The organism is Duganella sp. CY15W, from assembly GCF_009857555.1.
Lineage (GTDB): Bacteria > Pseudomonadota > Gammaproteobacteria > Burkholderiales > Burkholderiaceae_D > Rugamonas > Rugamonas sacchari.
Window position 1 is genome coordinate 1973766 of sequence record NZ_WWCQ01000001.1, and the last position, 25372, is coordinate 1999137.

Here is a 25372-nt window from a genome sequence, read left to right on the forward strand (position 1 = left end):
GTAGCAAAATGCGCGGCGCCACGGTGATGTGCCGTTGGCAACCTTTTATACCTGCCAAAAGCCAAGGGGATAGCATGCTTATACGTTCAGATCGACAGCGAACGATGGAAACGTTTCACCGACTAAGAATAACCGGGTTGCCACTCGCACTGAGCCTGGCGCTGGCCGCGTGCGGCGGTAGCAGCGACAACGCGCCAACGGACAGCGGCCGTACCGCCAGCGCCATGCGGATGGGCGGCGCGGCGGCCGAGCCGGAGGTGGTATTGACGCCGGTTGGCGCAACGTCCAGCGGTTCGGAGCGAGGTGACCTGTCGGCCGCCGCTGCCATCGACCACAATTCCAACACGCGCTGGGGCAGCCTGTTCAGCGACGACCAGAACCTGACGCTGGATTTCGGTAGCAGCAAACCGATCAACCGCGTGCACATCGAGTGGGAAAACGCCCACGCCACCAAATACCTGCTGCAGGTATCGGACGACAACAAGACCTTCACCACGATTAAAACCGTGGACAACAGCCAAGGCGGCACCGAGGACTGGACGGGCCTGAATGCCCAGGGCCGTTATCTGCGCATGCAAGGCGTTACGCGTTCGACCAACTACGGCTATTCGATTTTCGAGATCCAGGCGTATTCCGGCGGATCGGCAGGCACGCCGACCGATCCGACCACGCCAGATCCGGTGCAGGTGGATCCGACCAAGCCAGGCGTGACCATCAAGCCCGTCACGGCCACGTCGTCCAAGGTCGAGAATCCCGCCAACGCGGCGGTCTACGCGATTGACGGCAAGACCAGCACCCGCTGGTCCAGCGACGCCAAGGACGGCGACGGCGCCTGGATCCAGTTCGACTTTGGCGCCAAGACCCAGGTTGGCTATATGAAGCTGCTGTGGGAGAACGCTTACGGCAAGGCTTACGATCTGCTGGTCTCGGACGACGGCCAGAACTTCACCAAGATCCGTTCCGTCACCGACGGCAAAGGCGGTACCGAGGAGTTCTTCAACCTCGGCGTCAACGCGCGCTACCTCCGCCTGCAAGGCGTGGCCCGTGCAACGCAGTATGGTTACTCGCTGTTTGAGGTGGAGTTCAAGACGCCAGGCAGCGACAACTCGCTGGGCAGCTCGGCGACGTCGGCCTTCAACTTCCCGGCCAGCGGTGCGGGCTGGGCGCCCTTGCCTGCTTCCGGCGAACCGATCGAATCGCTGCAATTCACGCTGCCTGACGGTACGCTGGTGACCCGCTTCGGCGCCCGCGGCCTGGCGCGTCATGGCCGTGAGCGCGGCGAAGAGTGGAACGAAATCGGCTACGGCCCCAACGAAACGGTGGACCCGGTCACCGGCCTGCCGGTCGATAAGGGTCCGGGCAACTACCTGACCTTCGTGCCGCAATACTTCAAGAACCGTACCTGGGGCATGGAGATCATCGACAACAGCAAAGTGCCTGGCGTGACCAAGCCGCAGCTGATCGTCAACCAGTACACCACCGTCGACTTCCTGCAAGGCGGCGTGGCCTTCTTCCGCGCCATCGACCGGCCGGGCGTGACCGGCTATGGCTGGATGGCGCCAGGCCAGCTGGTGGACGACACGGTCAAGGTCTGCAAGCCGATCGCCTACCCCGCTAACAACAAGCTGGCCAGCGCCAACGGCATCAACGGCGCGTGCACCTTGCAGGTCAAAGAATATCCGGGCATGACGGCGCTGGACACCAACGGCTTCCCGATCGCCGGCAAGGACATCAAGGCGCGTCCGCTGGTACAGGGCGACGTGATCGAGGTATCGCCATCGATGTTCTCGACCACCGACTCGATGCAGTCCAAGGGCGACAACGGCGGCATCCGCTACTACTCGTATGAGTGGGTGTATGTCGTCGGCCAGGGCCTGAAGCCATGGTACGGTGTGCAGCCGCGCCTGAACTCCGTGCCGCTGCCAACGGAAACCCTGTCCGGCGGCGCCGGTTCGGTGGGCTACAACTACTCGGACAACGCCTTGTTCATGTTCCAGCAGCCGCATACCAATATCGGCATGCAGAACATGCAGCGTTTTGTTGAGGGCCGTCGCCTGTTCCACACCAACTTCACCACCGGCGATCACAACGAACCTGGCAATGACCGCTACGATGCTGCCGTCGGCCTGCAAGGACCGCGTTTCAACCAGTCGTCGTGCTTTGCCTGCCACGTCAACAATGGCCGCAGCTACGCGCCAACTGCGCTGAACCAGCGTCTGGACAGCATGTCGGTGCGGGTGGCGTCGACCAACGCTTCGGGCCAGCAGCTGCCGCATCCGGTGTATGGCACCACGGTGCAGATGAATGCCGTGTCGTCCACCGGCGTGCCGCAGAACTGGGGAACCGGCGTGCGCGTGTCGAGCTTCGAAACCACCAGCAAGAAGCTGGCCGATGGCACCGCCGTCGAGTTGCGCAAACCGGTGCTGGCGTTTGAAGGTCCTACGCCGGATACCGTGTCGCTGCGCGCAGCCCAGCCGATCATCGGCGCCGGCCTGCTGGAAGCCGTGGCGGAAGCTGATATTCTGGCGCGTGCAAGCGCGTCGCCGGACGTCGATGGCGTCAAAGGGGTCGCCAACTATGTCTACGATTCGGAAACCGGCGCGGTGCGTCTGGGCCGCTTCGGCTGGAAGGCATCCAAGGCGACGCTGCGTCAGCAAGCAGCAACTGCGCTGCTGCAGGACATGGCCGTGACCTCGCCGGTGTACCGCAACCGCTCATGCAATAGCGACCCTGCCAGCTGCGGATCGGCCGCACAGCAAAAAGGCATCTCGGAAGTGGACCTGCAATCGCTGTCGCGCTATCTGGCGCTGGTGGCCGTGCCTGCACAACGCAGCCTGGCCAGCGGCTTCCCGAAAGGCGTGGCGCCGATTGATGAACTGAACGTCGATCCAGCCAAGGTGGCTGCCGGCGCCAAGGTCTTCACCGGCATGCGCTGCGTGGCCTGCCACACGGCGGAAATGAAGACGGGTAGCGGCCACCTGTTTGCGGAACTGCGCAACCAGACCATCCGTCCCTACTCCGACCTGCTGCTGCACGACATGGGCACCGGCCTGGCCGACAAGTTCGCTGAAGGTCAGGCCAAGGGCAATATGTGGCGTACCGCGCCGCTGTGGGGCCTGGGCTACACCGATAAGGTCATGGGCAACAGCGCCAAAGTCGGCTACCTGCACGACGGCCGCGCACGCAACCTGACCGAAGCCATCATGTGGCACGATGGCGAAGCAGCCAAAGCGCGCCAGCGCTTCGAGAATCTGTCGAAGACTGACCGCGATGCACTGCTAGCCTTCCTCAAGTCGCTGTAATGTGAATCAACCGGGCCACTCGCTGGCCCGGTTTTTTTGCGCTGCTTACTTCTTCATCTCGTCCTTCTTCATTTCATCCTTTTTCATTTCATCTTTCTTCATGTCGTCCTTCTTCATGGCGTCTTTCTTCATTTCGTCCTTTGCCATGTGGTCTTTCTTGGCCGGCTTCTTCATGGCGTCCTTGCTCATCTCTTCCTTCTTCATGCTGTCCTGAGCGTAGACGGCGCCGGTCATGGTCAGGCAAGCGGTGATCAGTGCGATGGTAATTTTTTTCATGATGGTTCCTCTGTAAGAAAATAAATGAAGGTTCAGCTGCCGCCGAACCAGTTATACCCCTGGTCTTCCCAGTAGCCGCCAGAGTAGGTATTGGTGACAAAAATGGCTTGTACGTGCTTGGGATTCTTGTAGCCGAGCTTGGTCGGCATGCGCAGCTTCATCGGGAAGCCATAGCGCGGCGGTAATGGCTGGCCATCGTAGGTCAGCGCCATCAGTGTTTGCGGATGGAGCGCGGTGGCCATGTCGATGCTGGTGAAGTAGTCGTCGGCGCATTTGAAGCCGACATATTTGGCGCTCAGGTCAGCGCCGATACGGCGCAGGAACACGCTGAACGGCACTCCGCCCCACTTGCCGATGGCGCTCCAGCCTTCAACGCAGATGTGCCGCGTGATCTGGCTTTGCTGCGGCATCGCTTGCAGTTGGCGCAGCGTCCATGGCTTGCGGTCGGCAATCAGACCGCTGAGCTCCAGCCGCCAGGCTTCGCCATCGACGTGACGCACCTCGTCTTCCTCGTAATAGGCGTTGAAAGGAAATGGCCGCGTAATCATGCTGTCCGGGTAGGTCGGCGCGAGGCGATTCGGGTCGAACAGCAGGCCCTGTGCACGGTCGTTGAAGCGGGACACGGACATCAGCGCCTGCTCCACGCTTTCCTGGCTGTCGAGCGAACATCCCGTCAACAGGCTCAGGCCGCCCAGCGTCAGGCTGCGTTGCAGGAAGGCGCGCCGCGAAGGCTGCGCTACTTTGGCGATGGCGTCTTTGAGCATGGCCGCGCCATCCGGTGGAATAATAATCGACATGATGTATCCTGTTGGTTTAACGGCCGCGCAGCATGGCCAGCAAAGTGCGTGGTACCAGCGCCACCATCGCCACATGCACCACGATGAAGGCGCACAGCCCGGCCATGGCAAAGAAATGCACGCGGCGCGCGCCTTCGTAGCCGCCCATCAGCTCCCGTAAAATCGGAAACTGCACGGACTTCCACAGCACCAGGCCGGACATCACCAGTAGCACGCTGTCCAGCATGACGAATACATAGGCCAGCCGCTGCACGCTGTTGTAGTGGCGCAGATCGGCGTGCGCCAGCCTGCCGCGCAGGGCGGCGCTCACGTCCGCCAGCACCTGGGCCGGCGAGATAGGGAAAAATTTGCGGCGCAGCCGCCCTGTCCACAGATTGATCGCCAGATAACAGAAGCCATTGGCGACCAGCAGCCACATGGCGGCGAAATGCCACTGCAACGCGCCGCCCAGCCAACCGCCCAGCGTGAGCTCCTTGGGAATCGCGAAATCGAGAAAGCGCGTCGCGTTGTAGATCCGCCAGCCGCTCAGGACCAGAATCACCACTGCAACCGCATTCAACCAGTGGGCACAGCGCAGCCAACCCGGATGGATAAGGCTTTTGACTTTGCGGTCATTGTCGGCATATGATGCCGACGCAGGATCAGGCGTGAGTTGGCGTTTCATGATGTATTGCTTGTTTATGTGAGAGTGACAGGTAATTCGCTGGGACCGGGTAAATGGTTACAGCGCGAGACAAAAATTTTTTCAGCCGATATTTATCAAACACATGCTGTTACCAAAAGCGCCCACAGAGCGAATAACAGAGACAGACGCCCTGCGTCACACAGAGCTGCGCTTGCATGCGCTGTTTGTGCAGGGCCTGGATGGCGACGCCCAGGCATATCGTCACTTCCTGCAAGCGACGACGCCCTACTTGCGCGCCTTCCTGCGGCGGCGCCTGAGCGGCTGGCCGAGCGAAGTGGAAGACCTGGTGCAGGAATCGCTGCTGGCGATCCACAACCAGCGCCTGAGCTACGAGCACGGCCTGCCGCTGACCGCGTGGATTTACGCCATCGCCCGCTACAAATTGATTGACTGGCTGCGCCGTCACGCACGCCAAGACGCGCTGCACCAGCCGCTGGAGGACGAAGACGCGCTGTTTTCCAGCGCCGACCAGGAGGCCGGCGAGGCGCAGCGCGATTTATTCAAGCTGCTGGCCACACTGCCGGACAAGCAGCGCGAAGCCATCGTCTACACCAAGCTGGATGGACTGTCGATGCGCGAGGCGGCGGATCTGCTGAAGATGTCCGAAGCGGCAGTCAAAGTATCCGTGCACCGCGGCTTGAAAGCACTGGCAACGACACTGAGAGAAGCATCATGAAAACCGATGACCTGATAGACATGCTTGCCAGCGGCCCCGACGTCGCCATCAGCGCGCCGTCTGCCCGTTCTGCGCTATCGCCTTTGCTGTGGGGCCTTTTGGCCAGCTTCCTGATGATGCTGGTACTGCTGGGCGTACGGCGCGACCTGATGGCGGAGCTGATGCTGCCCGCTTTCTGGAGCAAGCTGGCGTTCTCAGTGGCCTTGATGGCGGCAGGCCTGATTGCCGCTCGCCGCCTGTCGGTGCCGGGAGCGCGCACCCGGACCTTGCCGGCGCTGATCGCCGCGCCATTGCTGCTGGCATGGACCGCCAGCGCCGCATTGCTGACGAATGCCGCACCCGAAGCACGGGCCGATCTGTTCTGGGGCAGCACCTGGCACTACTGCACCATGCTGATTGCACTCATTTCCCTACCCATGTTCGTCGCGATATTGCGCGTGATGCGCGAGCGCACGCCGACGCGCCTGCGCCTGGCCGGCGCCGCCGCAGGCTTTGCCGCTGGCGCCACGGCTGCTGTCGTGTACTGTCTGCACTGTCCCGAACTAAGTATTGTGTTCGTCGGTTTCTGGTACCTGCTCGGCATGCTGGTTCCCGCCGCGCTGGGCGCCTTGATCGGTCCCCGCGTACTGGCCTGGTAAGCGATGCGGCCGACCGAATTCGAACCGCCGGAAGCGCTGCGCGACGTCGTCAAGTGCTTCTGGCATCTCCGCCGCGACCTTGGACCGCAGCGTTCGTCCTTCGAAGTGATGCCGGACGGGTATGCTGAAATCATCTTCCATTTTGGCGGCAACTGCAGCGCGGACGGCATCCAGACCTTGCCTTCGCCATTTCTGGTCGGACTGTTAAATCAGCCAGTCCATTTCAGCGCGCACGGCCTCCTGGACATACTTGCCATCCGCTGTTTTCCGTGGACGGTGTTTGAGTTACTTGGCCTGCCGCCCGCCAAGGACAGTATCCAGCTATTCGAGCATCCCGTGGCCGGCTTGCATGCGACACTGGCGCAGTGGATGCTGGCCGGCCGCATCGACCTGGCGGTGGCCGCGCTGGAACAGCATCTGCTCGGCGCGCAGGCGCAACTGGACACCACATTGCGCAAGGCCGGCGAGGCGATACGCCAGACAAACGGCGCGCTGCCGGTCAGCCAGGTCGCAGCAGCGGCGCATGCCACTGTGCGTACGCTGGAACGCAAATTCAAGCAGTCCGCCGGCCACACGGTCAAAGACGTATCGGGACTGGTGCGCTTTGAGCAGGCGCGCAATCAGCTCATGCAGCAGCCGGATTCGGACCTCGCTGATCTGGCGCAACGCCTGGGCTATACCGACCAGTCACACCTGAGCCGCGAGTTCAAACGCTACAGCGGCACCACACCAGCCGCCTTCGCGCGCAAGGCCGGGAAGGCCTGAGCGCTGCCATTTTGTCGCGTTTGTACAATCCGGGCGCGATCGCTGCCGATAGACTGGCTGCATGAATACTACCTATGACGTGATGATCTGCGGCGCCGGCCCTGTCGGCCTGTTTCTGGCTTGCGAGCTGGCGTTGGCAGAATGCTCGGTGCTGGTCCTGGAAAAGGCGGAGCAACCGGATTCCTTGTTGAAGCAACTGCCGTTCGGCACACGCGGACTGTCGTCCCTGAGCGTGGAAGCGCTCGACCGCCGTGGCCTGCTGGAGCAGCTCGAAGTGCCCCGGCGGCTCAAGAATCCGTTCGGCGATAACAAATCGGTGCAGGCCGGGCACTTTGCCGGCATCGCATTTCAGTACCCCGACATCGATACGGCACAATGGCCTTATCGCCTGCCCAGCTCCACGCCCACCAATCTGCTGGCGGAGATGCAGGAACTGGAGTCGGTACTGGCGCGCCGCGCCAGCACCCTGGGCGTGCACATCCTGCGCGGCCACGCCATCACGGAGTGCCAGCAGAGCGCAGATGCGGTTTCGGTTCAGGCAAACAGCCAGTCGTTCCAGGGCCGGTGGCTGGTCGGCTGCGATGGCGCACGCAGCATGGTGCGCAAGCTCGCCGGGTTTGATTTTGCCGGTACGGAGCCAGAGTTCACGGGTTACACCACGCGCGTCGATATCGCCGATCCGGAAAAACTCAGTCCGGGCCGCACCATGACGCCGCGCGGGATGTACTTCCAGTCCCAGCCTGGCTACCTGGCCATGCAGGATTTCGACGGCGGCGCGTTCCACAACAGCGAAGAACCCATCACGCTGGCACACCTGCAATCAGTCCTGCGCCGCATCTCCGGCACCGACGTGACACTCAGCGCGGTGCACACCGCCACCACCTGGACCGACCGCGCCCGCCAGGCCGGCAGCTACCGTAACCGCCGCATCCTGCTGGCGGGCGACGCGGCCCATATTCATTCACCGCTGGGCGGCCAGGGGCTCAATCTGGGACTGGGTGATGCGATGAATCTGGGCTGGAAACTGGCTGCCACCATCCATGACAGGGTGCCCGATGGCCTGCTCGATAGCTACCATGACGAACGCCATCCCGTCGGCGCACAAGTGCTGGACTGGTCACGCGCCCAGGTGGCTGCCATGCGCCCGGGACCGGAAGGACAGGCATTGCATGCCATCTTCCGCGACCTGGTTGGGACGCGCGACGGCGCCACCTACTTCGCGGCGCGCGTATGGGGCATCTTCACGCGCTACGATCTGTGCGCTGGCCATCCACTGGCCGGCCTCAGTGTGCCCAACTTTGAATATGAGGACGGCACTCGGGTCGGCGACTTGATGCACGGCGGCCGCGCACTGCTGCTGGACTTCACCGGGGACGCCGCGCGCCAGGCCTGTGCCGCCGCTTACGGCGAACGTGTTGAATACGTCGCCGCTCGTGTCAGGGAATCGCTGGGTATCAGCGCCCTGCTGGTGCGCCCCGACGGCACCGTGGCCTGGGCCACCGACGAGACGACGGGCCATGACGGGCTGCCGCAAGCCCTAGCCCGCTGGTTCAGTCCAGCGGCGTAAGCATCACGTTGCGCAGCTCATATGGCGTGCCTTCGAGCTGAAAGCCGATGCGGCCGGATGCCGGTATCGCATGCGACACCCGGTTTTGCGGCACGCCATTCAGCGTCACCTCCACCACGCCGTCGCGGCTGAGGATATCGCAGGCATTCCATTCGCCGACCGGTTTTTCGCTGTCCGCCGCCGTATGGGCTTTGATGCGTGGCTCGGCGCCCGGCTTGCTGGTCAGCGTCTCGTCAAAACTGGCGGCCGCCATAGGCAGCAGGTCACCGGCATTGCCATTCTTGGTTTGCACTTGCAGGCTGACGGGCCAGACGCGGTCAAAAGTACCAGGACTGATGTGCAGCAGCACGCCACCGTTGCCAGGCTTGCCGCTCCAGCGCCATTCCACGTGCAGCCTGTAATTGCCGTAGGTCTGCCGGGTGGCCAGAAAGCCCGACGGTTTGCCCGTGGAGGCGATCACGCCATCCGGCAGCATGCGGAAGGCGTCCTCGATCGCGGCTGCGGGTGTGGTCTGCAATTCCCAGCCGCTGAAATCGCGGCCATTGAATAAATCGGCTGCACCCGCCGTCTGCGCGGACAGGCTGAATATCACTGCACTTAACAACTTGTTCACTGTGTCTCCTCCGCTAAACATCTGCAAGTATCTCACTTTAGAATCTGGCGGACAGCAGAAAAATAGCGCTAGACTACAGCTTATGGCTATCTACGACACCTTCAAGACCCGCACCGCGCAGGCGCTGCCCAAGCTGACGCCCACGGAGATCAAGCGCATCCAGCGTTTCGGCACGCTGGTCGCCTTCCGTGATGGCCAATGCCTGTTCGACGCGGGCCTGACCAGTTTTGGCATGTACGTGGTGATGCAAGGCGCCATCCGCATCAGCCGGCACGACGGTCTGGGGAATACCTCGGTGATCGCCGAACATGGCGCTGGCGAATTCGCTGGCGAAATCAGTCAGCTCTCCGGCGCGCCCACGCTGGTCAACGGCCATGCTGTCGGCGACGTGGAAGCGCTGGTCCTGACCACGGAATCCTTGCGCGCGCTGCTGATCGCCGAGGCGGAGCTGGGGGAACGCATCGTCCGCGCCTTTATCCTGCGCCGCGTCGAACAGATCGATAACAAGGATGGCGGTCTGGTGCTGGTCGCAACGCCCGGCCATGCGCGCATGCATAGCTTGCAGGGATGGTTGTCGAGTAACGGCCTGCCGCACCGCGTGCTGGACCCGCGCAGCGATGAGCAGGCGCGCGCCCTGTGCGAACGCTATCAGCCCGAAACCCAGGACTGGCCTTTGGCCGTCTGCCCCAATGGCGACGTCAAAAAGAATCCCAGCATTGTGGACCTTGGCCGCTGCCTGGGCACGCTGCCGGAACTCAGCCCGGACCAGGTCTGGGACGTGATTGTCGTTGGCGCCGGCCCAGCCGGTCTGGCCACCGCCGTCTATGCGGCGTCGGAAGGCTTGACGGTACTGGTGCTTGAAACACGCGCTTATGGCGGGCAGGCCGCAGCCAGCGCGCGCATCGAAAACTACCTTGGCTTCCCGACGGGGATCTCGGGCGGCGCCCTGGCCGGCCGCGCGTTTGTGCAGTCGCAGAAGTTCGGCGTGAAGATGGCGATACCGGCGCCAGCGGGCCGTCTGCTGTGCGGCGCCTATCCGCTGCAGGTCGAGATGTGCGGCAGTCTCACGCGGCTGCAGGCGCGGAGCGTGGTGCTGTCATGCGGCGCGCGTTATCGCCGTCCATCGCTCGCGAATCTCAAACAGTTTGAAGGCAAAGGCGTGTATTACTGGGCCTCGCCGCTGGAAGCCGGCTTGTGCGCGACGGAGGAAGTGATACTGGTCGGCGGCGGCAACTCCGCGGGACAGGCGGCCGTCTACCTGGCCGGCCACGCCGCCAAAGTGCACATGCTGATCCGCAAGGACAGCCTGGCGTCCACCATGTCCAGCTATCTGATCGACCGCATTGCCGCCACGCCCAACATCGAGCTGCACACGGAATCGGAAATCGTGGCGCTGGAAGGCTGCGCAGAAGAAGGCCTGCAGCAGGTCCGCGTGCGTCACCATCGCAGCGGCGACGAGGCAGACTACAATATCTGCCGCGTGTTCCTGTTCATCGGCGCAGACCCTAACACCGGCTGGCTCAGCGACTGCGGTGTGCAGGTCGATGACAAAGGCTTTATCCTGACCGGCTACGACTTGCCCGGCGCGGCGCAGGCGGAACGCGCGGCGCTGGAGACCAGCATTCCCGGCGTGTTTGCCATCGGCGACGTGCGCGCCAACTCCACCAAGCGCGTGGCCGCCGCCGTTGGCGAAGGCGCTGCCGTGGTATCGCAGATCCACGGCTTCCTGGCCAGTCAGCGTTAGGCGATATCGATACGCTGGTGCGGCTCCAGATCGTGGAACACGTCTTCCTGATGCAGCGGGATATACAGGTGGATCGCCTTCCCGCGATGGAAGACACCGCGCAACTGATTGCAAACGCTCCAGACACGTTCGTAGGAATCCGCGACTTCAATCAGCGCCCACGGACTATCGTTATCGCCCTGCCTCACCATGCTGACTTGCTTGACATGGAAATACAGCGCCAGGCCTTGTGCAACGCTGTCTTCACAGGCGTCGCCATGCAGTCCGGTCAAGATTACTTGCATTTTCAACTCTCCTCAAGCGATGATATTCAGGCCGCCGTCCACATAGACCGTGCTGCCCGTCAGGCGTTTGGCATAGGGCGAGGCCAGGTAGGCGCAGGTGTTGCCCACATCGACGATATCGACCAGCTCACCGAGCGGCGCCCGCGCCACGGCGTCGGCAAGCAGATGATCGAAGTCCTTCAGTCCCGATGCCGCGCGGGTTTGCAGCGGCCCCGGTGAAATGGCGTGCACGCGGATATTGTGCGGTCCTAGTTCAAACGCCAGATAGCGGCATGCCGCTTCCAGCGCGGCCTTTACCGGTCCCATGACGTTGTAGTTCGGGATGACCTTGTCGGCGCCATGGTAACTCATGGCGAACATGCTGCCACCGTCCGTCATCAATGGCGCGGCCAGTTTCGCCATGCGGATGAAGGAGTGGCAGGACACGTCCATCGCCTGCAGGAATCCGTCCAGCGAACAGTCGAGCAAGCCGCCTTGCAGATCCTGTTTGGCAGCGAAGGCGATGGAGTGGACCAGAATATCCAGCCTGCCCTGCTCTGCCAGTGCGGCAAACACTGCCTCCAGCTGGCCAGGCTGCATCACGTCCAGCGGCAGCAACTGCGCATCGATCTGCTGCGCCAGCGGCGCCACAAACGGCAGCGCCTTGTCGTTGAGATAGGTGAGCACCACGTCCGCGCCCAGCTTACGGAACGCCAGCGCGCAACCCCAGGCGATCGAATGTTCGTTGGCGACGCCAACCACCAGCGCGCGCTTGCCCGTCAAGATGGGATAGAGGGTTTCGGTGCTCATCCAGCCTCCACCAGTTCCAGCGCGTGCTGCGCAATCATCAATTCTTCATTGGCAGGGATTACCCAGACGTCCACCTTGCTGCCAGGCGCACTGACGCGCGTGACACCGCGTGGATTGGCGGCGTTGGCAGCTTCGTCCAGCGCCACGCCCAGCCAGGCCGCATCCTTGCAGACGGCGGAACGCAGCGCTACGCTGTTTTCGCCGATGCCGCCCGAGAACACCAGCGCATCCAGTCCGCCCAATGCCGCAGCCAGCGAACCCAGTTCGCGGCCGATGCGGTAGACCATAAGCGCAATCGCCGCCTTGGCGCGCGGCTCGTCACTCTGTTCCAGCGTACGCATATCGGACGAGATGCCGGAGACGCCGAGCAGACCGGATTCCTGGTACATCAGCTTCTGTACCGCCGCCACATCCATGCCCAGTTCCTGCATCAGATACAGCACCACACCCGGATCGAGCGCACCGCAACGCGTGCCCATGGGCAGTCCGTCAACCGCAGTGAAACCCATGGTGCTGGCCATGCTGCGGCCGGACTGCATCGCACACATGCTGGCGCCGTTGCCGAGGTGGGCAGCGACGACTTTCGCCTGCGCCAGCCGGGGTTCTGCCTTGGGCAATACGCTGGCGATGTACTCGTAGGACAGCCCGTGGAAGCCGTAGCGGCGCACGCCAAGGTCCGTGATGCGGGCCGGCAGCGCAAACTCCTGCGCCTCCGCCGGCTGGCCGACGTGGAAGGCGGTATCAAAACAGCCGATCTGCGGCACATCCGGCGCCATCGCCAGTACCGAACGCACCGGCGCCAGATTGTGCGGCAGATGCAGTGGCGCCAGCGGCACCAGCTTTTCCAGCTCATCGACCAGCGCGGCATCCAGACGCTGCGGGCCGCTGTACGCCACGCCGCCATGCACGATACGGTGGCCCACCGCAATCACGCGGTGCCCATCGAGATGGGTTTGTGCGAAGTCCACCAGGAAGCGCATGCCGCCTTCGTGGTTGAGCGGGCCATCACGCCATTCGCGCTCGCCGACCACGCTGCCATCCGCGTTCTGGGCGATGAAACGGGCCACGCCGCTGTACAGGTTCTCGATCTTGCCGCGTAGCGTCAGATCCAGCGCCGGACCGCTGTACATGGAAAACTTGATGCTGGACGAACCAGCATTAATCACAATGATGCTGTCATTGGCCTGCATCTGTTCAGCCTCCGAGAATACGCGCGCCAGACAGTTTGCTATGCGCCACCAGTACAGCCACCGCACACGAGGCCAGGCGTGCCTGCACAGTATCGGCACGGCTGGTGAGTATCACCGGTACACGCGCGCCCAGCACGATGCCGGCCGCACTGGCGCCGGCCATAAAGGTCAGGCTCTTGGCCAGCATATTGCCCGCCTCCAGATCCGGCGCGACCAGCACATTGGCCCGTCCCGCCACTGGCGAGACCAGATGCTTGATGGCGGCAGCTTCCGGGCTGATGGCGTTATCCATCGCCAGCGGGCCGTCCAGCAAACCGCCCGTGATCTGGCCACGGTCGGCCATCTTGCACAGCGCGGCGGCATCGATGGTGGATGGCATTTTGGCGCTGACCGTTTCCACCGCCGCCAGGATGGCGACCTTGACGGGATCGAAACGCAGCACATGCGCCAGGTCGATCGCGTTCTGCACGATGTCGACTTTCTCTACCAGCGTGGGAATGATGTTGACGGCAGCGTCAGTGATGATGAGCGGTTCGGCACGGCCTGGCACATCCATCACGAAGCAGTGGCTGAGCCGGCGCGCGGTGCGCAGGCCGGTGGCGGTGGCGACGACAGCGCCCATTAATTCATCGGTATGCAGGCTACCCTTCATCAGCGCGGTCGCGGCGCCTTCGTGCACAAGCTGCACGGCGCGTGCGGCAGAGGCGTGACTGTGTTCGGTATCGATGATGGGCAGTGCGGAGATATCCAGCCGCGCTTCATCGGCGACCTGGCGTATACGGTTCTGAGGGCCAACCAGGATGGGTTTAATCAAGCCCATATTGGCCGCGTCCAGCGCGCCTTCCAGCGCGTTGCGGTCACAGGGGTGCGCGACAGCGACCGTGGCCGGTCCGGCATGACGCGCTGCAGCGATCAGTTTATCGTAATGCGGGTGCGTTGCTTCCATGCGATCTCCTCAGTAGACGGCACGGGAATGATAACAATAAATGCAAATAAATCAATCGCTTTTTGTGCGTCGCCGCAAGCCCAGCCAGAGACATAGCAGCACCGGTACACCCAGCGCGACAGCAGATACATGGTCCCACATACCATCGCCTAACAGTGCGGACATCAGTCCAATCACGGTCAGCACGGACAGCGCGATGGGGGCAGCCCACATGCGCAGGAACGAGCCGCTCATGCCGGCACCTGCTGCTGTTCTTCCTTGGCTGCCGCTGCTGCAGCGCGCGCGGGCGCCGGTGCGCCCCGCTTCAGCCAGAGATACAGGCCACTGCCCAGCACAAAGATGGTGATGACATCCAGCGCCGCCCACAGGAACTGCATCCACGGGCCACCGTAGTCGCCAAAGTGCAGCGGCTGCGAAATCAGCAGGCCGGTCAGGTACCACGGCAGCTGGCGGCGGTCGGTAATCTGGGTGGTCTGGGCATCGATCAGCACTGGCTTGTACAGGCGCGACGTCAACGCCTCGTTACCCCGCATGAAGATGCCGTAATGGTGCGGGCTGGTGAACGGCGTGCCTGGGAAGGCGACAAAACCGATCTTCATGCCCGGCTCCGCAGCGACCGCGTGCTCCAGCGATTGCTGCATCGATCCCAGCTGCGTGGGCGGCGGCAGACCTTTGTATGGCGCGACCATTTCCGCCATCTCGGTGTACTGCCAATACTTCAGCAGCAGGTCAGCCCAGGTATTAATCATGCCGGTGGCGCCCACCACCAATGCCCAGGTCAGTGTGACGATGCCCAGCATATTGTGCAGGTCCAGCCACTTGACGCGCGGGCCACGCTCGCGGCGCACCTCGCCAAAATCCAGCTTGCGCATGAACGGCGCGTACAGCACGACACCGGAAATAATCGCCATCACCAGCAGCAGTCCCATCAAACCGAGGAACAGCTTGCCCCACAGGCCTGCGTACAGATCCACATGCAGGTGGAACATCACGCCCAGAAAACTGCCTTCGAAACTGGGCTCGCCCAGCACCTTGGCGGTGCGCGCATCCACGGCGATCGATTTGAATTTTTCGTCGGTCGGATTGTCGCCCATGGTCAGGAACCAGATCTTCGGATCGTCGGCCTCCTGCGACAAATACATGGCCATCTTGTCCGGATACAGCGCCTTGCCGGCCGCGATGACCTTATCCAGGCTGGCCATCGGCGTACCGGCCGCCATCTGCGGCGCTTCGATGGCGTTGCCAAGCGCGTGATCGATCTCGTGGTGATAGATCAGCGGCAGGCCGGTAACGCACAACAGCAACATGAACACGGTGCAGACCAGGCTGCTCCACTTGTGTATCCATGCCCAGCGGCGGACGGCGATTGGTGTCATTTTGTCATCCAGATTACGGTATTCAGACTCCAATGATAATGCAAATTAGTCTCATTCAGCAGCAAAAAAACGTTTCCAACGCTATAATTGAGAATCAATCTCATTTAATTAGTTAAAAAGCCATGCACACCCTGAACCTGAAATTGTCCCCTTTCGCCCTGGCAGCCATGCTGCTGGCCAGCGCCACCGCCCACGCCCAAACGCAAGCGGCGGCCGGCAGCGCCGATGACGTGCAGACGGTCGTCGTCAGCGCCTCCGCCGATGCGTCGGCCGGCGGCCTGCCGAAGAACTTCGCCGGTGGCCAGGTGGCGCGTGGCGGCCGTGTGGGCATGCTGGGCAATGTGGACATGATGGACACGCCGTTCAACACCTTGAACTTCACGTCGGCGCTGATTCAGGACCAGCAGGCGCGCAGCGTCGCCGATGTGCTGCAAAACGATCCGTCGGTGCGCGTGGCGCGTGGCTTCGGTAATTTTCAGGAACTGTATGTGATCCGCGGCTTCGCGGTCAGTTCGGACGATCTGGCCTACAACGGCTTGTACGGCATCCTGCCGCGCCAGTTCGTGGCCTCGGAACTGCTGGAGCGCGTGGAAGTGTTCCGCGGTGCGACCTCCTTTGTCAACGGCGCCGCGCCGGGCGGTGGCGGCATCGGCGGCTCCATCAACCTGCTGCCTAAACGCGCCGGCAACAAGCCGCTCACGCAAGTGACCGTGGGCGTGGAAACCGGCGGCCAGGGTTATGCCGCCGTTGATATCGCACGCCGCTTCGGCGCCGACGGCAATACCGGCATCCGCGTCAACGCCGCGCGCCGCGACGGCGACACTGGCGTCGACCGCGAACACCGTGAACTGAACGTGGCCTCGATTGGCCTGGACTTCCAGGCGCGCGACTTCCGCCTGTCGGCCGATATCGGCTATCAGGATCACAAGCTGAAAAACCCGCGTCCCGCCGTGACGCTGCTAGAAGGCGTGGCCATGCTGCCGGCGCCGGACGGCAGCAGCACCTGGGCGCAGAACTGGACCCGCTCCAACGAACGCGACACCTTCGGCACCCTGCGCGGCGAATGGGATCTGGGCAAGGATACGGTAGCCTGGGCCGCTGCCGGTGTCCGCAGCGGCAACGAGGACAACAGCCTCGCCGAGCCGACCGTCAACAACAATGATGGCAGCGCCACCTCCTACCGCTTCGACAATACCCGCCGCGATAGTGTGCGGACTGGCGAAATCGGCGTACGCACCAAGCTGCGTACCGGCGGCATCGGCCACACGCTGAGCGCAAGCGCGTCCAGCTACTGGCTGGAGTCGAAGAACGCCTACGCTTTCAGCGCATTTGGCGGCCTGAGTACCAACATCTACAAGCCGGTTGACGTCACGGCGCCTGCGGCCAACTTCTTTGTTGGCGGTGTGCTCAGCGACCCGCACCTGACCGTGAAAACAATCCTGAGCAGCTACGCCATCGCCGATACGCTGTCGATGCTGGACGATAAAGTCCTGCTGACTATCGGTGCGCGCCATCAGACCATCAAGACCGATGGCTTCGACTACACCACCTCGGAACGCAACGCGCATTACGACCAAAGCAAGGTCACGCCGGTTGCCGCCGTGGTCTACAAGCCGGTGAAAGACGTGGCGCTGTATGCCAATTACGCCGAAGGCCTGCAACAAGGCCCGACGGCGCCCGCCCAGAACGTCGACAATAAAAACCAGATGTTCGCGCCTTACGTATCGAAGCAAAAGGAAGTGGGCGTGAAATACGAACACGGCACGCTGGGCGCCACCGCTGCCCTGTTCAGCACCAAGCAGCCATCGGCCTTCGTGAAAAACGGCCACTTTGGCGTGTTTGGCGAACAGCGCAACCAGGGCGCCGAACTGACGGTGTATGGCGTGCCGGTGCGCGGCCTGCGCGTGCTGGGCGGCCTGACGCTGCTCGATGCCAAGCAGCGCGTGACTGACGGCGGCAAGAATCAGGGCAATGACGTCATCGGCGTGCCGGATACGCAGCTGAACATCGGCGCCGAATGGGATGTGCCAGGCGTGAGTGGCCTGAACCTGAATGCGCGCACCACGTACACCTCGTCGCAGTACGCCGATGGCGCCAACCAGCAGGAACTGCCGGCATGGACCCGTCTTGACCTGGGCGCCAGCTACGCTACCCGTGTGCTGGACCGCAACGTCACCTTCCGCGCACGCGTGGATAACGTCACCGGCAAGAGCTACTGGGCTTCTGCCGGTGGCTATCCAGGTTCGGGCTACCTGATTCTGGGCGCGCCGCGCACCGTGGCGGTGTCGGCGAGCGTGGAGTTCTAATAGATCTCGCGGCGCAGGCGCTGCATTTGCATATCATGACGCTCGACCCAATGTCGGGCGTCATCCCAGCGCCGCTCCATGCGCTGCAAATAATCGATCAGGTCGCGGCGGTCCTGTTCGCGGCGGCGATCCTGCTTGGCGGTTTCCTCGTTGGCCGGCCGGTCTTTGGCTTCCTGATTGGCGCGGATCTCGCGCTCCAGCCTTCCCAGGCGGTTGCGCGCATCATGCACGCGATCAGCCAGCTCATTCGCTTCATCCACCGCCTGGCGGTACTTGGCCGCGGTGATTTCATAATCCTGCCCGCTGACGTAAGCGTGCTTCATCTGGCTTTGCAGCGCAGGCGCGCAGACCTCCACCGCCATGCCGGTGTTGGCACGGCCGCGTTCAAAGGCATTGTCCGGCGTGCAGTAGCGCGCATTCTCCTGACGCCAGGCGTTGGTGTAGGCATCGCGCGTGGCGGGAATCACGAACACGCCATCGCGGCTGGCGTTGGCCATGCGTTCGTCAAGGCGGAATGGCTGGCCATAGCCGTCGGCCGCGCCGGTGTCGCGCCAGTAAGTGCTTAAGCGCGCCTCCCAGGCCTGGCGATATTCCTGTTCATGGATCTTCAGGCCTTTTTGTTTGGCCTCGCGGCTGCGCATGCCGAATTCCTTGCCGCTCGTCGCGTCCTGCGTGCCTAGGTTGCGCCAGTAGTTGATGATCTCCGCATTCCATGCGGCGCGATAGGATTCTTCCTGAATGTCCACGCCGGCGCTCCGCGCGGCGGCGGCGCGGTTGCGGAACTCGCTGTCCGGAAGGCCGTTGCTGGCGTCGTTGCTGCCGGCATCCGTCCAGAAGGTGCGGTTGCCCGCGCGCCAGCCATTGGCATATGCCGCTTCGTCAAAATGCAGTTGTGCGGCAGCCGCCCTGCTCCGGCTCAATTCCTTTTGCGAGGATGGCTTGCCTTCCGTGCCATCGCGCTTGCCGGTGTTTTCCCAGTAGAGCGAGTTACCGGCAGCCCAGCCGGCATCGTAGGCCGGACGGTTTAGCGGCGTCTTGTTTTTACGGAGGTCTTCCGAGGCAGCCAGCGCGTCGAAGCGCGCCAGCTTGCCCTCCGTGCCATCGACACCGCCGAATCGATACCACAGGTCCCAGTTACCTTGTGCCCATCCGGCCGTGTAGCGCGCGGAGGCGTCTGCGGCGCCGGCCTTGTTGCCATGGTCATCGCAAAACTCCTTGCGTTCTCCAAAGCTGGGCGGCTCGCCCTTGGTGCCATCGTTCTGGCCGATGGCGACCCAGTCATCGGTTTTGCAGGCGGAGATCAACTGCTCGTTGGACATGCTGCAGCCAGCCAGCAGCAGTAAAAGGGGAATCAGGCGCAATGTGGTGTTCATGCGCCGAATTATAATGCCAATTTGCTATGGCGTTGCCTGAAAAATCACATCAACTTGCAAGCCGCCACTATCGGCGCGATTGTTCAGCTGGATCGTGGCGCGGTTGCGCGCGGCGGCGCGTTCCGCGATCGCCAGCCCTAACCCGCTGCCCGGCTGATCCTGGCCAGGCAAGCGGAAGAAGCGCTCAAACACTTTGCGCTGCATGTCGGGCGCGATGCCCGGACCTTGGTCAGATACCGACAGCACCACCTGTTCCGCCGATGCCGCAATACGCACCGTCACGCGGCTCTGCCCGGGCGAGTACTTCACCGCATTGCTGACCAGATTATCGATCAGCGACGCCATGCTCTCCAGATGCAGCGGCATGGCACAGGTATCGGGCGCCAGCAGTTCTATCTCGATGCCGCGTGTGGCGGCGATCTGGCCGGCCATGGCCAGACGGTCCGCCACCAGTTCCACCAGATCGCGCGGCGCCAGCCTGGCGTGATCGCGGTCGCTGCCGGAACGGGCCAGGGCCAGCAGCTGATGCACGGTATGCGTGGCACGCTGCACGCCGGTACGCAAGCCATTGCCTGCTTCCGCCAGCCGCTGCGGCGTGCGCGCTTCACCAAGGCTCTCCGCATTGATCTGGATGATGGACAGTGGCGTCTTCAATTCATGCGCAGCATCGATCAGGAATTCCTGTTCGCGTTCCAGCCTTTCCGTCAGCCGCTCCATCAGGCGGTTGACAGAGCCCACCAGCGGCGACAGCTCCTGATACGGCGACGGCGCCAGCGCCGACAGATTGGCGCCGGAGCGCTGCTCGATCTCGCCAACGATGTCGTTCAGTGGCCGCAGCCCCACGCGGATGATGAACCATGCGGGCAGCAACAGGAACGGTATGCTGAACAGCAGCGGCGCCAGGTAGTAGCCCACGCTGGACACTTGCAGCATCCACTCGCCTATCACTTCGGTGGCCATCCGCACCGTCACATCGGTGGCCGGATCATGCTCCACCGACGCCACCCAGCTATCGCGCAGGTTCTGGTGGTAGGGTCCCGCAACGGCGTCAGTGCCCGGCAAGCCGGCATCGGGTGTCTGATACAGCAGCCGGCCATGGCGCCAGACCTGCGTTTGCAAGGCCGGAATATACCAGCCCAGTTCCTTGTACAGCGCGTAGTGCAGCGCTTCCATCTTGTGCACCACCGGCTGTATCTCTTCTTCGGGTCGGCCATCCATGGTCTGCATCACCACCAGGATGCGCAAGGCGCTGGCGCGCAGTTCGCGCTGCATATCGCGGCGCTTGGCAGTGCGCGTCTCGTACATATCCAGCGCCAGGTTGGCCAGCCACACCACCGCCATCACCGAGATGAAGCCGAACAGCAAACGCCGGAACAGCGAGCGGTTCTTCATTTGTCGACCACGTAGCCGACGCCACGCACCGTGCGGATATAGCCCTCGCCGATTTTCTGGCGCAGATGGGACATATGCACATCCAGCGCCGCACCTTCGCTGTGCGGCAGTGCGCGCGACTCCAGCTCGCGCCGCGTCAGCACGCGGTCCGGATAACGCATCAGCGCATGCAGCAAGGCGAATTCGGTTTTCGACAGCACCACATTGACGCCGCCGCGCGTCAGCAGCATGCGCTTGTCGTCGAGGACCAGGTCCTTGACCTTCCACACCGGCTCGCCGGCTTCGGTCCAGCCGCTGGCGCGGCGCATCACCGCGCGCAGACGCGCCAGCAGCTCACTGACGGCAAATGGCTTGACCAGATAATCGTCGGCGCCACGGTCCAGGCCATTCAGGCGGTCTTCCAGGCTGTCACGCGCGGTGATGACGAGTATGGGCAGCGTCAGGCCGGCCGCGCGCAGATCGCGCAGCACCTCGATCCCGCTGCCGTCCGGCAGGCCGAGATCCAATAGCGCCGCATCGAACGGTTCCGTTTCGACCCAGCGGCGCGCATCGCTGGCGCGGCGCACCCATACCACTTCAAGTCCCGCGTCCTGCAGCGAGGACTGCAAAGCCTTGCCCAGCTCTAGATCATCTTCAACCAGGCATATCTTCATGGGGTAATACCTCTTTTGTTCATGGCCGATATCTACGCACTTTCTTGCATATAAGTCAATCGCCTGCACGCCACAGCCTTAGGCAAACGTTAAGGTTTCTTTTGGATTTAATTAAGAGAATCTGGCGAGAATGACTGAATAAATCTACAACCACAAGACGAGGGACAGCAATGGAAAGGATGAAAACGACGCCGACGCCTATCGCATCGGCAGTCTTCATGATGTTGGCGTGCGGCGCGGCGCCGGCGTGGGCGCAAAGCGCGGACAAGCCGATGGAGCAAGTAGTGGTCACCGGCATACGCGCTTCGCTGGAACAGGCGCTGACCCGCAAGCGCAATAGCGACACGCTGGCCGAAGTCATTTCGGCCGAAGACATCGGCAAAATGCCGGACAAGAACGTGGCCGATGCCGTGCAGCGCGTCCCGGGCGTGAACATTTCATCCTCCGCCGGCGGTGAAGGCGGCTTCGCCGAAAATGACCGCGTCAGTATTCGCGGCACCAGCTCCAGCCTGACGCAGACACTGGTCAACGGCCACACCATCGGTACCGGCGACTGGTTCGTGCTGGACCAGACCGGCGCGGTCGGGCGCAGTGTCAGCTATGCGCTGCTGCCATCGGAAATCGTCAGTGCGGTCACGGTGCAGAAAAGCCAGCAGGCCGATATGGTGGAAGGCGGCGTCGCCGGCTCCGTCAATATTGAAACCCGCAAGCCGCTGGACTTCAAGAAGCAGTTCACCGCCGAAGCCACGGTACAGGCCATCTACGCCGACCTGCCGCGCAAGACCGATCCGCAGATGAATGCGCTGTTCGGCTGGAAAAACGATGCCAAGACGTTTGGTGTGCTGGTCCAGCTGTTCTACGAAAAACGCCATGAGCGCCGTGATGGCCAGGAGTTCTACGGCTATACGCCTATCGATGCCGAGAGCAATGCGGCCAAGGCCCATCCGGAACTGGCTGGCATCCTGGCGCCATCGGGCATCAGTGCATCGCTGTTTGAACAGGAGCGCAAGCGTACCGGCGGTGCGATTGACCTGCAATTCAAGCCTTCGCGTGACCTTAGCTTTGATATCAACGGCTTTAGCTCCTCGCTGGATGCGGCCAACTACAACCGCAGCTTCTACAACAATATCTCGGCCAACATCAATGCCACCGATCCCATTACCGGCGCCCCGGTTGGCGTGGTGCCTTCTGCGTATGTGATCAAGAGCGGCACGCTGGTGTCGGCGACCATTCCGGCCTCGCAGTATCCGGCAGTCAGCGCGACGAAAACCTATAACTCGTCGCTGTATTCGGCATTCGGTGACCAGATCTATCGCCCCGGTTCGGCATCGTCTTCCGCATACATCGATCTGGATGGCAGCTACCGCGTCAACGACGACTTGCGCATCAGCGGCAGCGTGGGCTACACGCGCGGCGTTGGTAAAACCCCGTCCGATATCGGCTACGAAGCAGGCCTGACTGGCGCCGGCTCCACCTATACCTTGAACGGTCTGTCGCCAGCGACGATGTCCTTCCCTGGCGCGGACACCTCCAGATTCACCAACTACGTGACCGCGTCGGCCTGGGGTTCCAACGTCAAAACGCAAGACACGGAAAAATACGGCCAGCTCGATGGCGAGCTGCGTCTGGACCGAGGCGTGATGGAGTCGGCCAAGTTCGGCGTGCGCTACGCGGAACACCACCGCAGTACCAGCCAGCCGGAGAACCGTAGCTGCCCGGCCTGCGACGGCACCACGTCCGCGCCGCTGCCGCAATGGGATGGTTCGACCTTCCCTGGCAATTTCGGCAAAAACATCAGCACCGATGCGGGCTTCCTGCGCAATGTCTGGCAGATCAGCCCTGCTGCCATCGCCGCCTGGGCCGCCAAGTACGACCTGGCCGGCGGCCCGACCACCCGCAACTGGGCTGGCGAACTGGATGTCCGCGAAAAGACCAGCGCCATTTACGGCATGGTCAATCTGGCAGGCGATAGCTGGCGCGGCAACGTGGGCGTGCGTTATGTGCACACCAACCAGGCCACCATCACCAACGTCCCGGGCGGTTCCAATCCTATTGGGCTGGACAACATCAACGGTCCGTACACGCCAACGCTGAACGAGCGCGGTTACAACGATGTACTGCCTAGCGCGAACTTCAAGTTTGACCTGTCGCCGACGCTGGTAGGCCGGCTGGCTGTAGCCAAGACCATGGCGCGGCCAGACTACAGCGCCATGGTTGGCGCGGTCACGCTCAATGACACCAACCTGACCGGCAGCAGCGGCAATCCAAACCTGAAACCGGTGCGTTCGGTGAATTACGACGCGGCGCTGGAATGGTATTTCGCACCGAAATCCTTGTTGTCGGCAGGCGTGTTCTACATGGACATGTCGTCCTATGTTACCTATGGCACGGCCAACCTGACCTACTACAACACCTCGTTCAAGCGCTTCGACAGTTATTCGATTTCGTCGCCGACCAACATCGCTGCAAAGAACAAGGGCGTGGAACTGGCGTGGCAGCAGCACATCTGGGGCGGCTTTGGCGCGTTGGCCAACTACACCTACACCGATGGCTCGGCGGAGGATGGCAAGCCGGTGGTGGGCAACTCCAAAAACACCTACAATGCCGAAACCTATTATGAGGACGACAGGCTGAGCGCGCGTCTGGCTTACACCTACCGCTCGTCCTTCTCCGGCGGGCTGTATAACAGCTTCCCGCAGGTGATGGCGGGCACCGGCAACCTGGCGGCGTCGCTCAACTACAAAATCAACGACAACCTCTCGATTACATTCGATGCGCTGAACCTGAATAATGCCGTGCTGCGTTACTACGGCACGAACAAGGACCAGCCTATCGCCTCGTATTCGAACGGCCGTCAATACTATCTGGGTCTGCGTGGCAAACTCTAAACCTGTGCGGGTACAGGCAATCGATGCCTTCCGGGGCATCACCATCCTGGTCATGATCTTTGTGAACACCCTGGCTGGCGTGCGTGGCATGCCCGCCTGGATGGATCACGCGCCCGCCGACGCGGATGCCATGACCTTCCCGGATGTGGTGTTCCCGGCCTTCCTGTTCATCGTCGGCATGTCGATTCCGTTCGCCATGGCGCAGCGGTCGGCGGCAGGCGACGGCGGCTGGCGCCTGTGGCGGCATGTGCTGGCACGTGCCGTGGGCTTGCTGGTGCTGGGCGTGTTCATGGTCAATGCCGAGGAAGGCTACAACGAAGCTGCGATGGGCATGTCCATCCATTTGTGGTCGCTGCTGTTTTATGCATGCGCCATGCTGGTGTGGGCGGTGTACCGTTTCAAGGAACGGGCACTGGCCTGGGGCTTGCGCGCCACCGGCGTTGCCGGCCTGCTTGCCCTGGCATTCCTGTTCCGTGGCGGCCCCGATGGCAGTCTGCGCCTGGCGCCACAGTGGTGGGGCATACTGGGACTGATTGGCTGGGCATACCTGTACAGTGCCGTGGCATGGGGCGTTACACGCGGCCGCCAGTGGGCGCTCGCGGCCCTGATTGTGGCCGGTACAGTGGCGATACGCAGCGAGGACGCCGTCCACACATCGATCGCGCTATGCGGCATGCTGACCGCGCAGATTTTCTTTGGTGCGGAGCGTCAAGCGCCGTTTCTGCGCGCCGTGCTGCTGGCGGCGGGGCTGGCGGCGCTGGCTCTGGTGCTGCGTCCCTATTTCAAAATCTCCAAGATTTACGCCACCCCAAGCTGGGGCCTGTACAGTTCCGCCATCTGTGTGCTGCTGTTCGCCGCGCTGTACTGGGCGGTGGACCTGAAGCGCTGGAGCCGCTGGACTGCGTTCTTCCAGCCGGCGGCCGCCAATCCGCTGCTGGTCTACATCATTCCCTTCATCGTATATGCGGCGATGCAGTACTGCCACCTGTCTTTTCCCGCCGTGCTGGGCGCCGGCTGGCCCGGCTTGCTGTGGGCGATGGCCTATGCGGTGATCGTGATGGTGCTGGCCATGCTCCTCAACCGCATGCACATTAAATTACAACTCTGAACAC

At 62.5% G+C, this 25372-nt stretch carries 22 protein-coding genes; 9 read left to right on the top strand and 13 right to left on the bottom strand.

Going from position 1 to position 25372, the window contains the following annotated elements:
• Positions 1-104: 104 nt before the first annotated feature.
• Positions 105-3302 (top strand): di-heme oxidoredictase family protein, encoded by a 3198-nt coding sequence (locus GTP58_RS08485; protein WP_161077037.1) that lies wholly within the window; start codon positions 105-107, stop codon positions 3300-3302.
• Between the two features lie 45 nt (positions 3303-3347).
• Here the strand turns inward: GTP58_RS08485 and GTP58_RS08490 are convergent, their stop codons facing one another.
• Genes GTP58_RS08490 through GTP58_RS08500 form a run of 3 tightly spaced genes read right to left on the bottom strand, consistent with a single transcriptional unit; the run spans position 3348 to position 5039 of the window.
• Positions 3348-3578 (bottom strand): pentapeptide MXKDX repeat protein, encoded by a 231-nt coding sequence (locus GTP58_RS08490; protein ID WP_161077038.1) that lies wholly within the window; start codon positions 3576-3578, stop codon positions 3348-3350.
• Between the two features lie 32 nt (positions 3579-3610).
• Complete coding sequence (locus GTP58_RS08495; RefSeq protein WP_161077039.1) at positions 3611-4375, bottom strand: molybdopterin-dependent oxidoreductase; 765 nt, start codon at positions 4373-4375, stop codon at positions 3611-3613.
• A gap of 16 nt (positions 4376-4391) precedes the next feature.
• Positions 4392-5039 carry a cytochrome b/b6 domain-containing protein gene (locus tag GTP58_RS08500; RefSeq protein WP_161077040.1) on the bottom strand — a complete coding sequence of 216 codons (648 nt, stop codon included), beginning with the start codon at positions 5037-5039 and terminating at the stop codon, positions 4392-4394.
• Positions 5040-5142: 103 nt separating this feature from the next.
• Here GTP58_RS08500 and GTP58_RS08505 point away from each other — a divergent pair, with 103 nt between their 5' ends.
• From GTP58_RS08505 to GTP58_RS08520, 4 genes are all read left to right on the top strand, one after another.
• Complete coding sequence (locus GTP58_RS08505) at positions 5143-5736, top strand: sigma-70 family RNA polymerase sigma factor (protein ID WP_084559993.1); 594 nt, start codon at positions 5143-5145, stop codon at positions 5734-5736.
• A complete protein-coding gene (locus GTP58_RS08510; RefSeq protein ID WP_161077041.1) occupies positions 5733-6374 on the top strand; it encodes an NrsF family protein in 642 nt (213 codons plus the stop codon). Before GTP58_RS08505 ends, GTP58_RS08510 begins: the two co-directional genes overlap by 4 nt.
• 3 nt (positions 6375-6377) lie before the next feature.
• Complete coding sequence (locus tag GTP58_RS08515) at positions 6378-7139, top strand: helix-turn-helix domain-containing protein (protein WP_161077042.1); 762 nt, start codon at positions 6378-6380, stop codon at positions 7137-7139.
• A 61-nt stretch (positions 7140-7200) separates the two neighbouring features.
• On the top strand, positions 7201-8706 hold the full coding sequence (locus GTP58_RS08520; RefSeq protein ID WP_161077043.1) for an FAD-dependent monooxygenase: 1506 nt from the start codon (positions 7201-7203) through the stop codon (positions 8704-8706).
• Here the strand turns inward: GTP58_RS08520 and GTP58_RS08525 are convergent.
• Positions 8690-9319, bottom strand: a complete 630-nt coding sequence (locus GTP58_RS08525; protein ID WP_161077044.1) for a DUF1080 domain-containing protein — start codon at positions 9317-9319, stop codon at positions 8690-8692. The genes GTP58_RS08520 and GTP58_RS08525 overlap by 17 nt on opposite strands.
• 82 nt (positions 9320-9401) lie before the next feature.
• Here GTP58_RS08525 and GTP58_RS08530 point away from each other — a divergent pair, with 82 nt between their 5' ends.
• Complete coding sequence (locus tag GTP58_RS08530) at positions 9402-11063, top strand: FAD-dependent oxidoreductase (protein WP_161077045.1); 1662 nt, start codon at positions 9402-9404, stop codon at positions 11061-11063.
• Here GTP58_RS08530 and GTP58_RS08535 read toward each other — a convergent pair.
• From GTP58_RS08535 to GTP58_RS08560, 6 genes are read right to left on the bottom strand one after another with little or no spacing between them, the layout of a single operon-like run.
• Complete coding sequence (locus GTP58_RS08535; protein WP_161077046.1) at positions 11060-11347, bottom strand: RNA-binding protein; 288 nt, start codon at positions 11345-11347, stop codon at positions 11060-11062. The two genes, GTP58_RS08530 and GTP58_RS08535, sit on opposite strands and share 4 nt — an antisense overlap.
• Before the next feature lie 12 nt (positions 11348-11359).
• The gene (gene fabI, locus GTP58_RS08540; RefSeq protein ID WP_161077047.1) at positions 11360-12136 is read right to left on the bottom strand and encodes an enoyl-ACP reductase FabI; all 777 of its coding nucleotides are present in this window, start codon (positions 12134-12136) and stop codon (positions 11360-11362) included.
• Positions 12133-13326, bottom strand: coding sequence for an acetate/propionate family kinase (locus GTP58_RS08545; protein WP_161077048.1), 1194 nt, complete (start codon positions 13324-13326; stop codon positions 12133-12135). Before GTP58_RS08545 ends, fabI begins: the two co-directional genes overlap by 4 nt.
• Positions 13327-13330: 4 nt before the next feature.
• Entirely contained in the window at positions 13331-14272 is a 942-nt protein-coding gene (locus GTP58_RS08550; protein ID WP_161077049.1) for a phosphate acetyltransferase, read from the bottom strand.
• A 51-nt stretch (positions 14273-14323) separates the two neighbouring features.
• Positions 14324-14506, bottom strand: coding sequence for a hypothetical protein (locus tag GTP58_RS08555; protein WP_161077050.1), 183 nt, complete (start codon positions 14504-14506; stop codon positions 14324-14326).
• The gene (locus GTP58_RS08560; protein WP_161077051.1) at positions 14503-15648 is read right to left on the bottom strand and encodes a PepSY domain-containing protein; all 1146 of its coding nucleotides are present in this window, start codon (positions 15646-15648) and stop codon (positions 14503-14505) included. Before GTP58_RS08560 ends, GTP58_RS08555 begins: the two co-directional genes overlap by 4 nt.
• Positions 15649-15770: 122 nt before the next feature.
• Between GTP58_RS08560 and GTP58_RS08565 the strand changes: the two genes are divergently transcribed.
• A complete protein-coding gene (locus GTP58_RS08565; RefSeq protein ID WP_161077052.1) occupies positions 15771-17954 on the top strand; it encodes a TonB-dependent siderophore receptor in 2184 nt (727 codons plus the stop codon).
• On the opposite strand, the gene GTP58_RS08570 is transcribed toward GTP58_RS08565, so the two are convergent.
• Genes GTP58_RS08570 through GTP58_RS08580 form a run of 3 tightly spaced genes read right to left on the bottom strand, consistent with a single transcriptional unit; the run spans position 17951 to position 21372 of the window.
• Positions 17951-19327: a DUF2799 domain-containing protein gene (locus GTP58_RS08570; RefSeq protein ID WP_161077053.1), complete on the bottom strand. Its 1377-nt coding sequence runs from the start codon at positions 19325-19327 to the stop codon at positions 17951-17953. The genes GTP58_RS08565 and GTP58_RS08570 overlap by 4 nt on opposite strands.
• Before the next feature lie 24 nt (positions 19328-19351).
• A complete protein-coding gene (locus GTP58_RS08575; RefSeq protein WP_161077054.1) occupies positions 19352-20719 on the bottom strand; it encodes a HAMP domain-containing sensor histidine kinase in 1368 nt (455 codons plus the stop codon).
• Complete coding sequence (locus GTP58_RS08580; RefSeq protein ID WP_161077055.1) at positions 20716-21372, bottom strand: response regulator transcription factor; 657 nt, start codon at positions 21370-21372, stop codon at positions 20716-20718. The genes GTP58_RS08575 and GTP58_RS08580 overlap by 4 nt, the downstream gene beginning before the upstream one ends.
• 170 nt (positions 21373-21542) lie before the next feature.
• Between GTP58_RS08580 and GTP58_RS08585 the strand changes: the two genes are divergently transcribed.
• Positions 21543-24260 (top strand): TonB-dependent receptor, encoded by a 2718-nt coding sequence (locus tag GTP58_RS08585; RefSeq protein WP_161077056.1) that lies wholly within the window; start codon positions 21543-21545, stop codon positions 24258-24260.
• Positions 24247-25368, top strand: a complete 1122-nt coding sequence (locus GTP58_RS08590) for a DUF5009 domain-containing protein (protein WP_161077057.1) — start codon at positions 24247-24249, stop codon at positions 25366-25368. The genes GTP58_RS08585 and GTP58_RS08590 overlap by 14 nt, the downstream gene beginning before the upstream one ends.
• Positions 25369-25372: the final 4 nt, after the last annotated feature.

What these genes read in the sequence shown, in the direction of transcription:
- GTP58_RS08585 (WP_161077056.1), top strand. Translation starts at nt 21,543, where the DNA reads ATGGAAAGGATGAAAACGACGCCGACGCCTATCGCATCGGCAGTCTTC.
- GTP58_RS08520 (WP_161077043.1), top strand. Translation starts at nt 7,201, where the DNA reads ATGAATACTACCTATGACGTGATGATCTGCGGCGCCGGCCCTGTCGGC.
- GTP58_RS08550 (WP_161077049.1), bottom strand. Translation starts at nt 14,272, where the DNA reads ATGGAAGCAACGCACCCGCATTACGATAAACTGATCGCTGCAGCGCGT.
- GTP58_RS08575 (WP_161077054.1), bottom strand. Translation starts at nt 20,719, where the DNA reads ATGAAGAACCGCTCGCTGTTCCGGCGTTTGCTGTTCGGCTTCATCTCG.
- GTP58_RS08515 (WP_161077042.1), top strand. Translation starts at nt 6,378, where the DNA reads ATGCGGCCGACCGAATTCGAACCGCCGGAAGCGCTGCGCGACGTCGTC.
- GTP58_RS08580 (WP_161077055.1), bottom strand. Translation starts at nt 21,372, where the DNA reads ATGAAGATATGCCTGGTTGAAGATGATCTAGAGCTGGGCAAGGCTTTG.
- GTP58_RS08485 (WP_161077037.1), top strand. Translation starts at nt 105, where the DNA reads ATGGAAACGTTTCACCGACTAAGAATAACCGGGTTGCCACTCGCACTG.
- GTP58_RS08495 (WP_161077039.1), bottom strand. Translation starts at nt 4,375, where the DNA reads ATGTCGATTATTATTCCACCGGATGGCGCGGCCATGCTCAAAGACGCC.
- fabI (WP_161077047.1), bottom strand. Translation starts at nt 12,136, where the DNA reads ATGAGCACCGAAACCCTCTATCCCATCTTGACGGGCAAGCGCGCGCTG.
- GTP58_RS08560 (WP_161077051.1), bottom strand. Translation starts at nt 15,648, where the DNA reads ATGACACCAATCGCCGTCCGCCGCTGGGCATGGATACACAAGTGGAGC.
- GTP58_RS08555 (WP_161077050.1), bottom strand. Translation starts at nt 14,506, where the DNA reads ATGAGCGGCTCGTTCCTGCGCATGTGGGCTGCCCCCATCGCGCTGTCC.
- GTP58_RS08500 (WP_161077040.1), bottom strand. Translation starts at nt 5,039, where the DNA reads ATGAAACGCCAACTCACGCCTGATCCTGCGTCGGCATCATATGCCGAC.
- GTP58_RS08565 (WP_161077052.1), top strand. Translation starts at nt 15,771, where the DNA reads ATGCACACCCTGAACCTGAAATTGTCCCCTTTCGCCCTGGCAGCCATG.
- GTP58_RS08530 (WP_161077045.1), top strand. Translation starts at nt 9,402, where the DNA reads ATGGCTATCTACGACACCTTCAAGACCCGCACCGCGCAGGCGCTGCCC.
- GTP58_RS08535 (WP_161077046.1), bottom strand. Translation starts at nt 11,347, where the DNA reads ATGCAAGTAATCTTGACCGGACTGCATGGCGACGCCTGTGAAGACAGC.
- GTP58_RS08545 (WP_161077048.1), bottom strand. Translation starts at nt 13,326, where the DNA reads ATGCAGGCCAATGACAGCATCATTGTGATTAATGCTGGTTCGTCCAGC.
- GTP58_RS08510 (WP_161077041.1), top strand. Translation starts at nt 5,733, where the DNA reads ATGAAAACCGATGACCTGATAGACATGCTTGCCAGCGGCCCCGACGTC.
- GTP58_RS08505 (WP_084559993.1), top strand. Translation starts at nt 5,143, where the DNA reads ATGCTGTTACCAAAAGCGCCCACAGAGCGAATAACAGAGACAGACGCC.
- GTP58_RS08570 (WP_161077053.1), bottom strand. Translation starts at nt 19,327, where the DNA reads ATGAACACCACATTGCGCCTGATTCCCCTTTTACTGCTGCTGGCTGGC.
- GTP58_RS08490 (WP_161077038.1), bottom strand. Translation starts at nt 3,578, where the DNA reads ATGAAAAAAATTACCATCGCACTGATCACCGCTTGCCTGACCATGACC.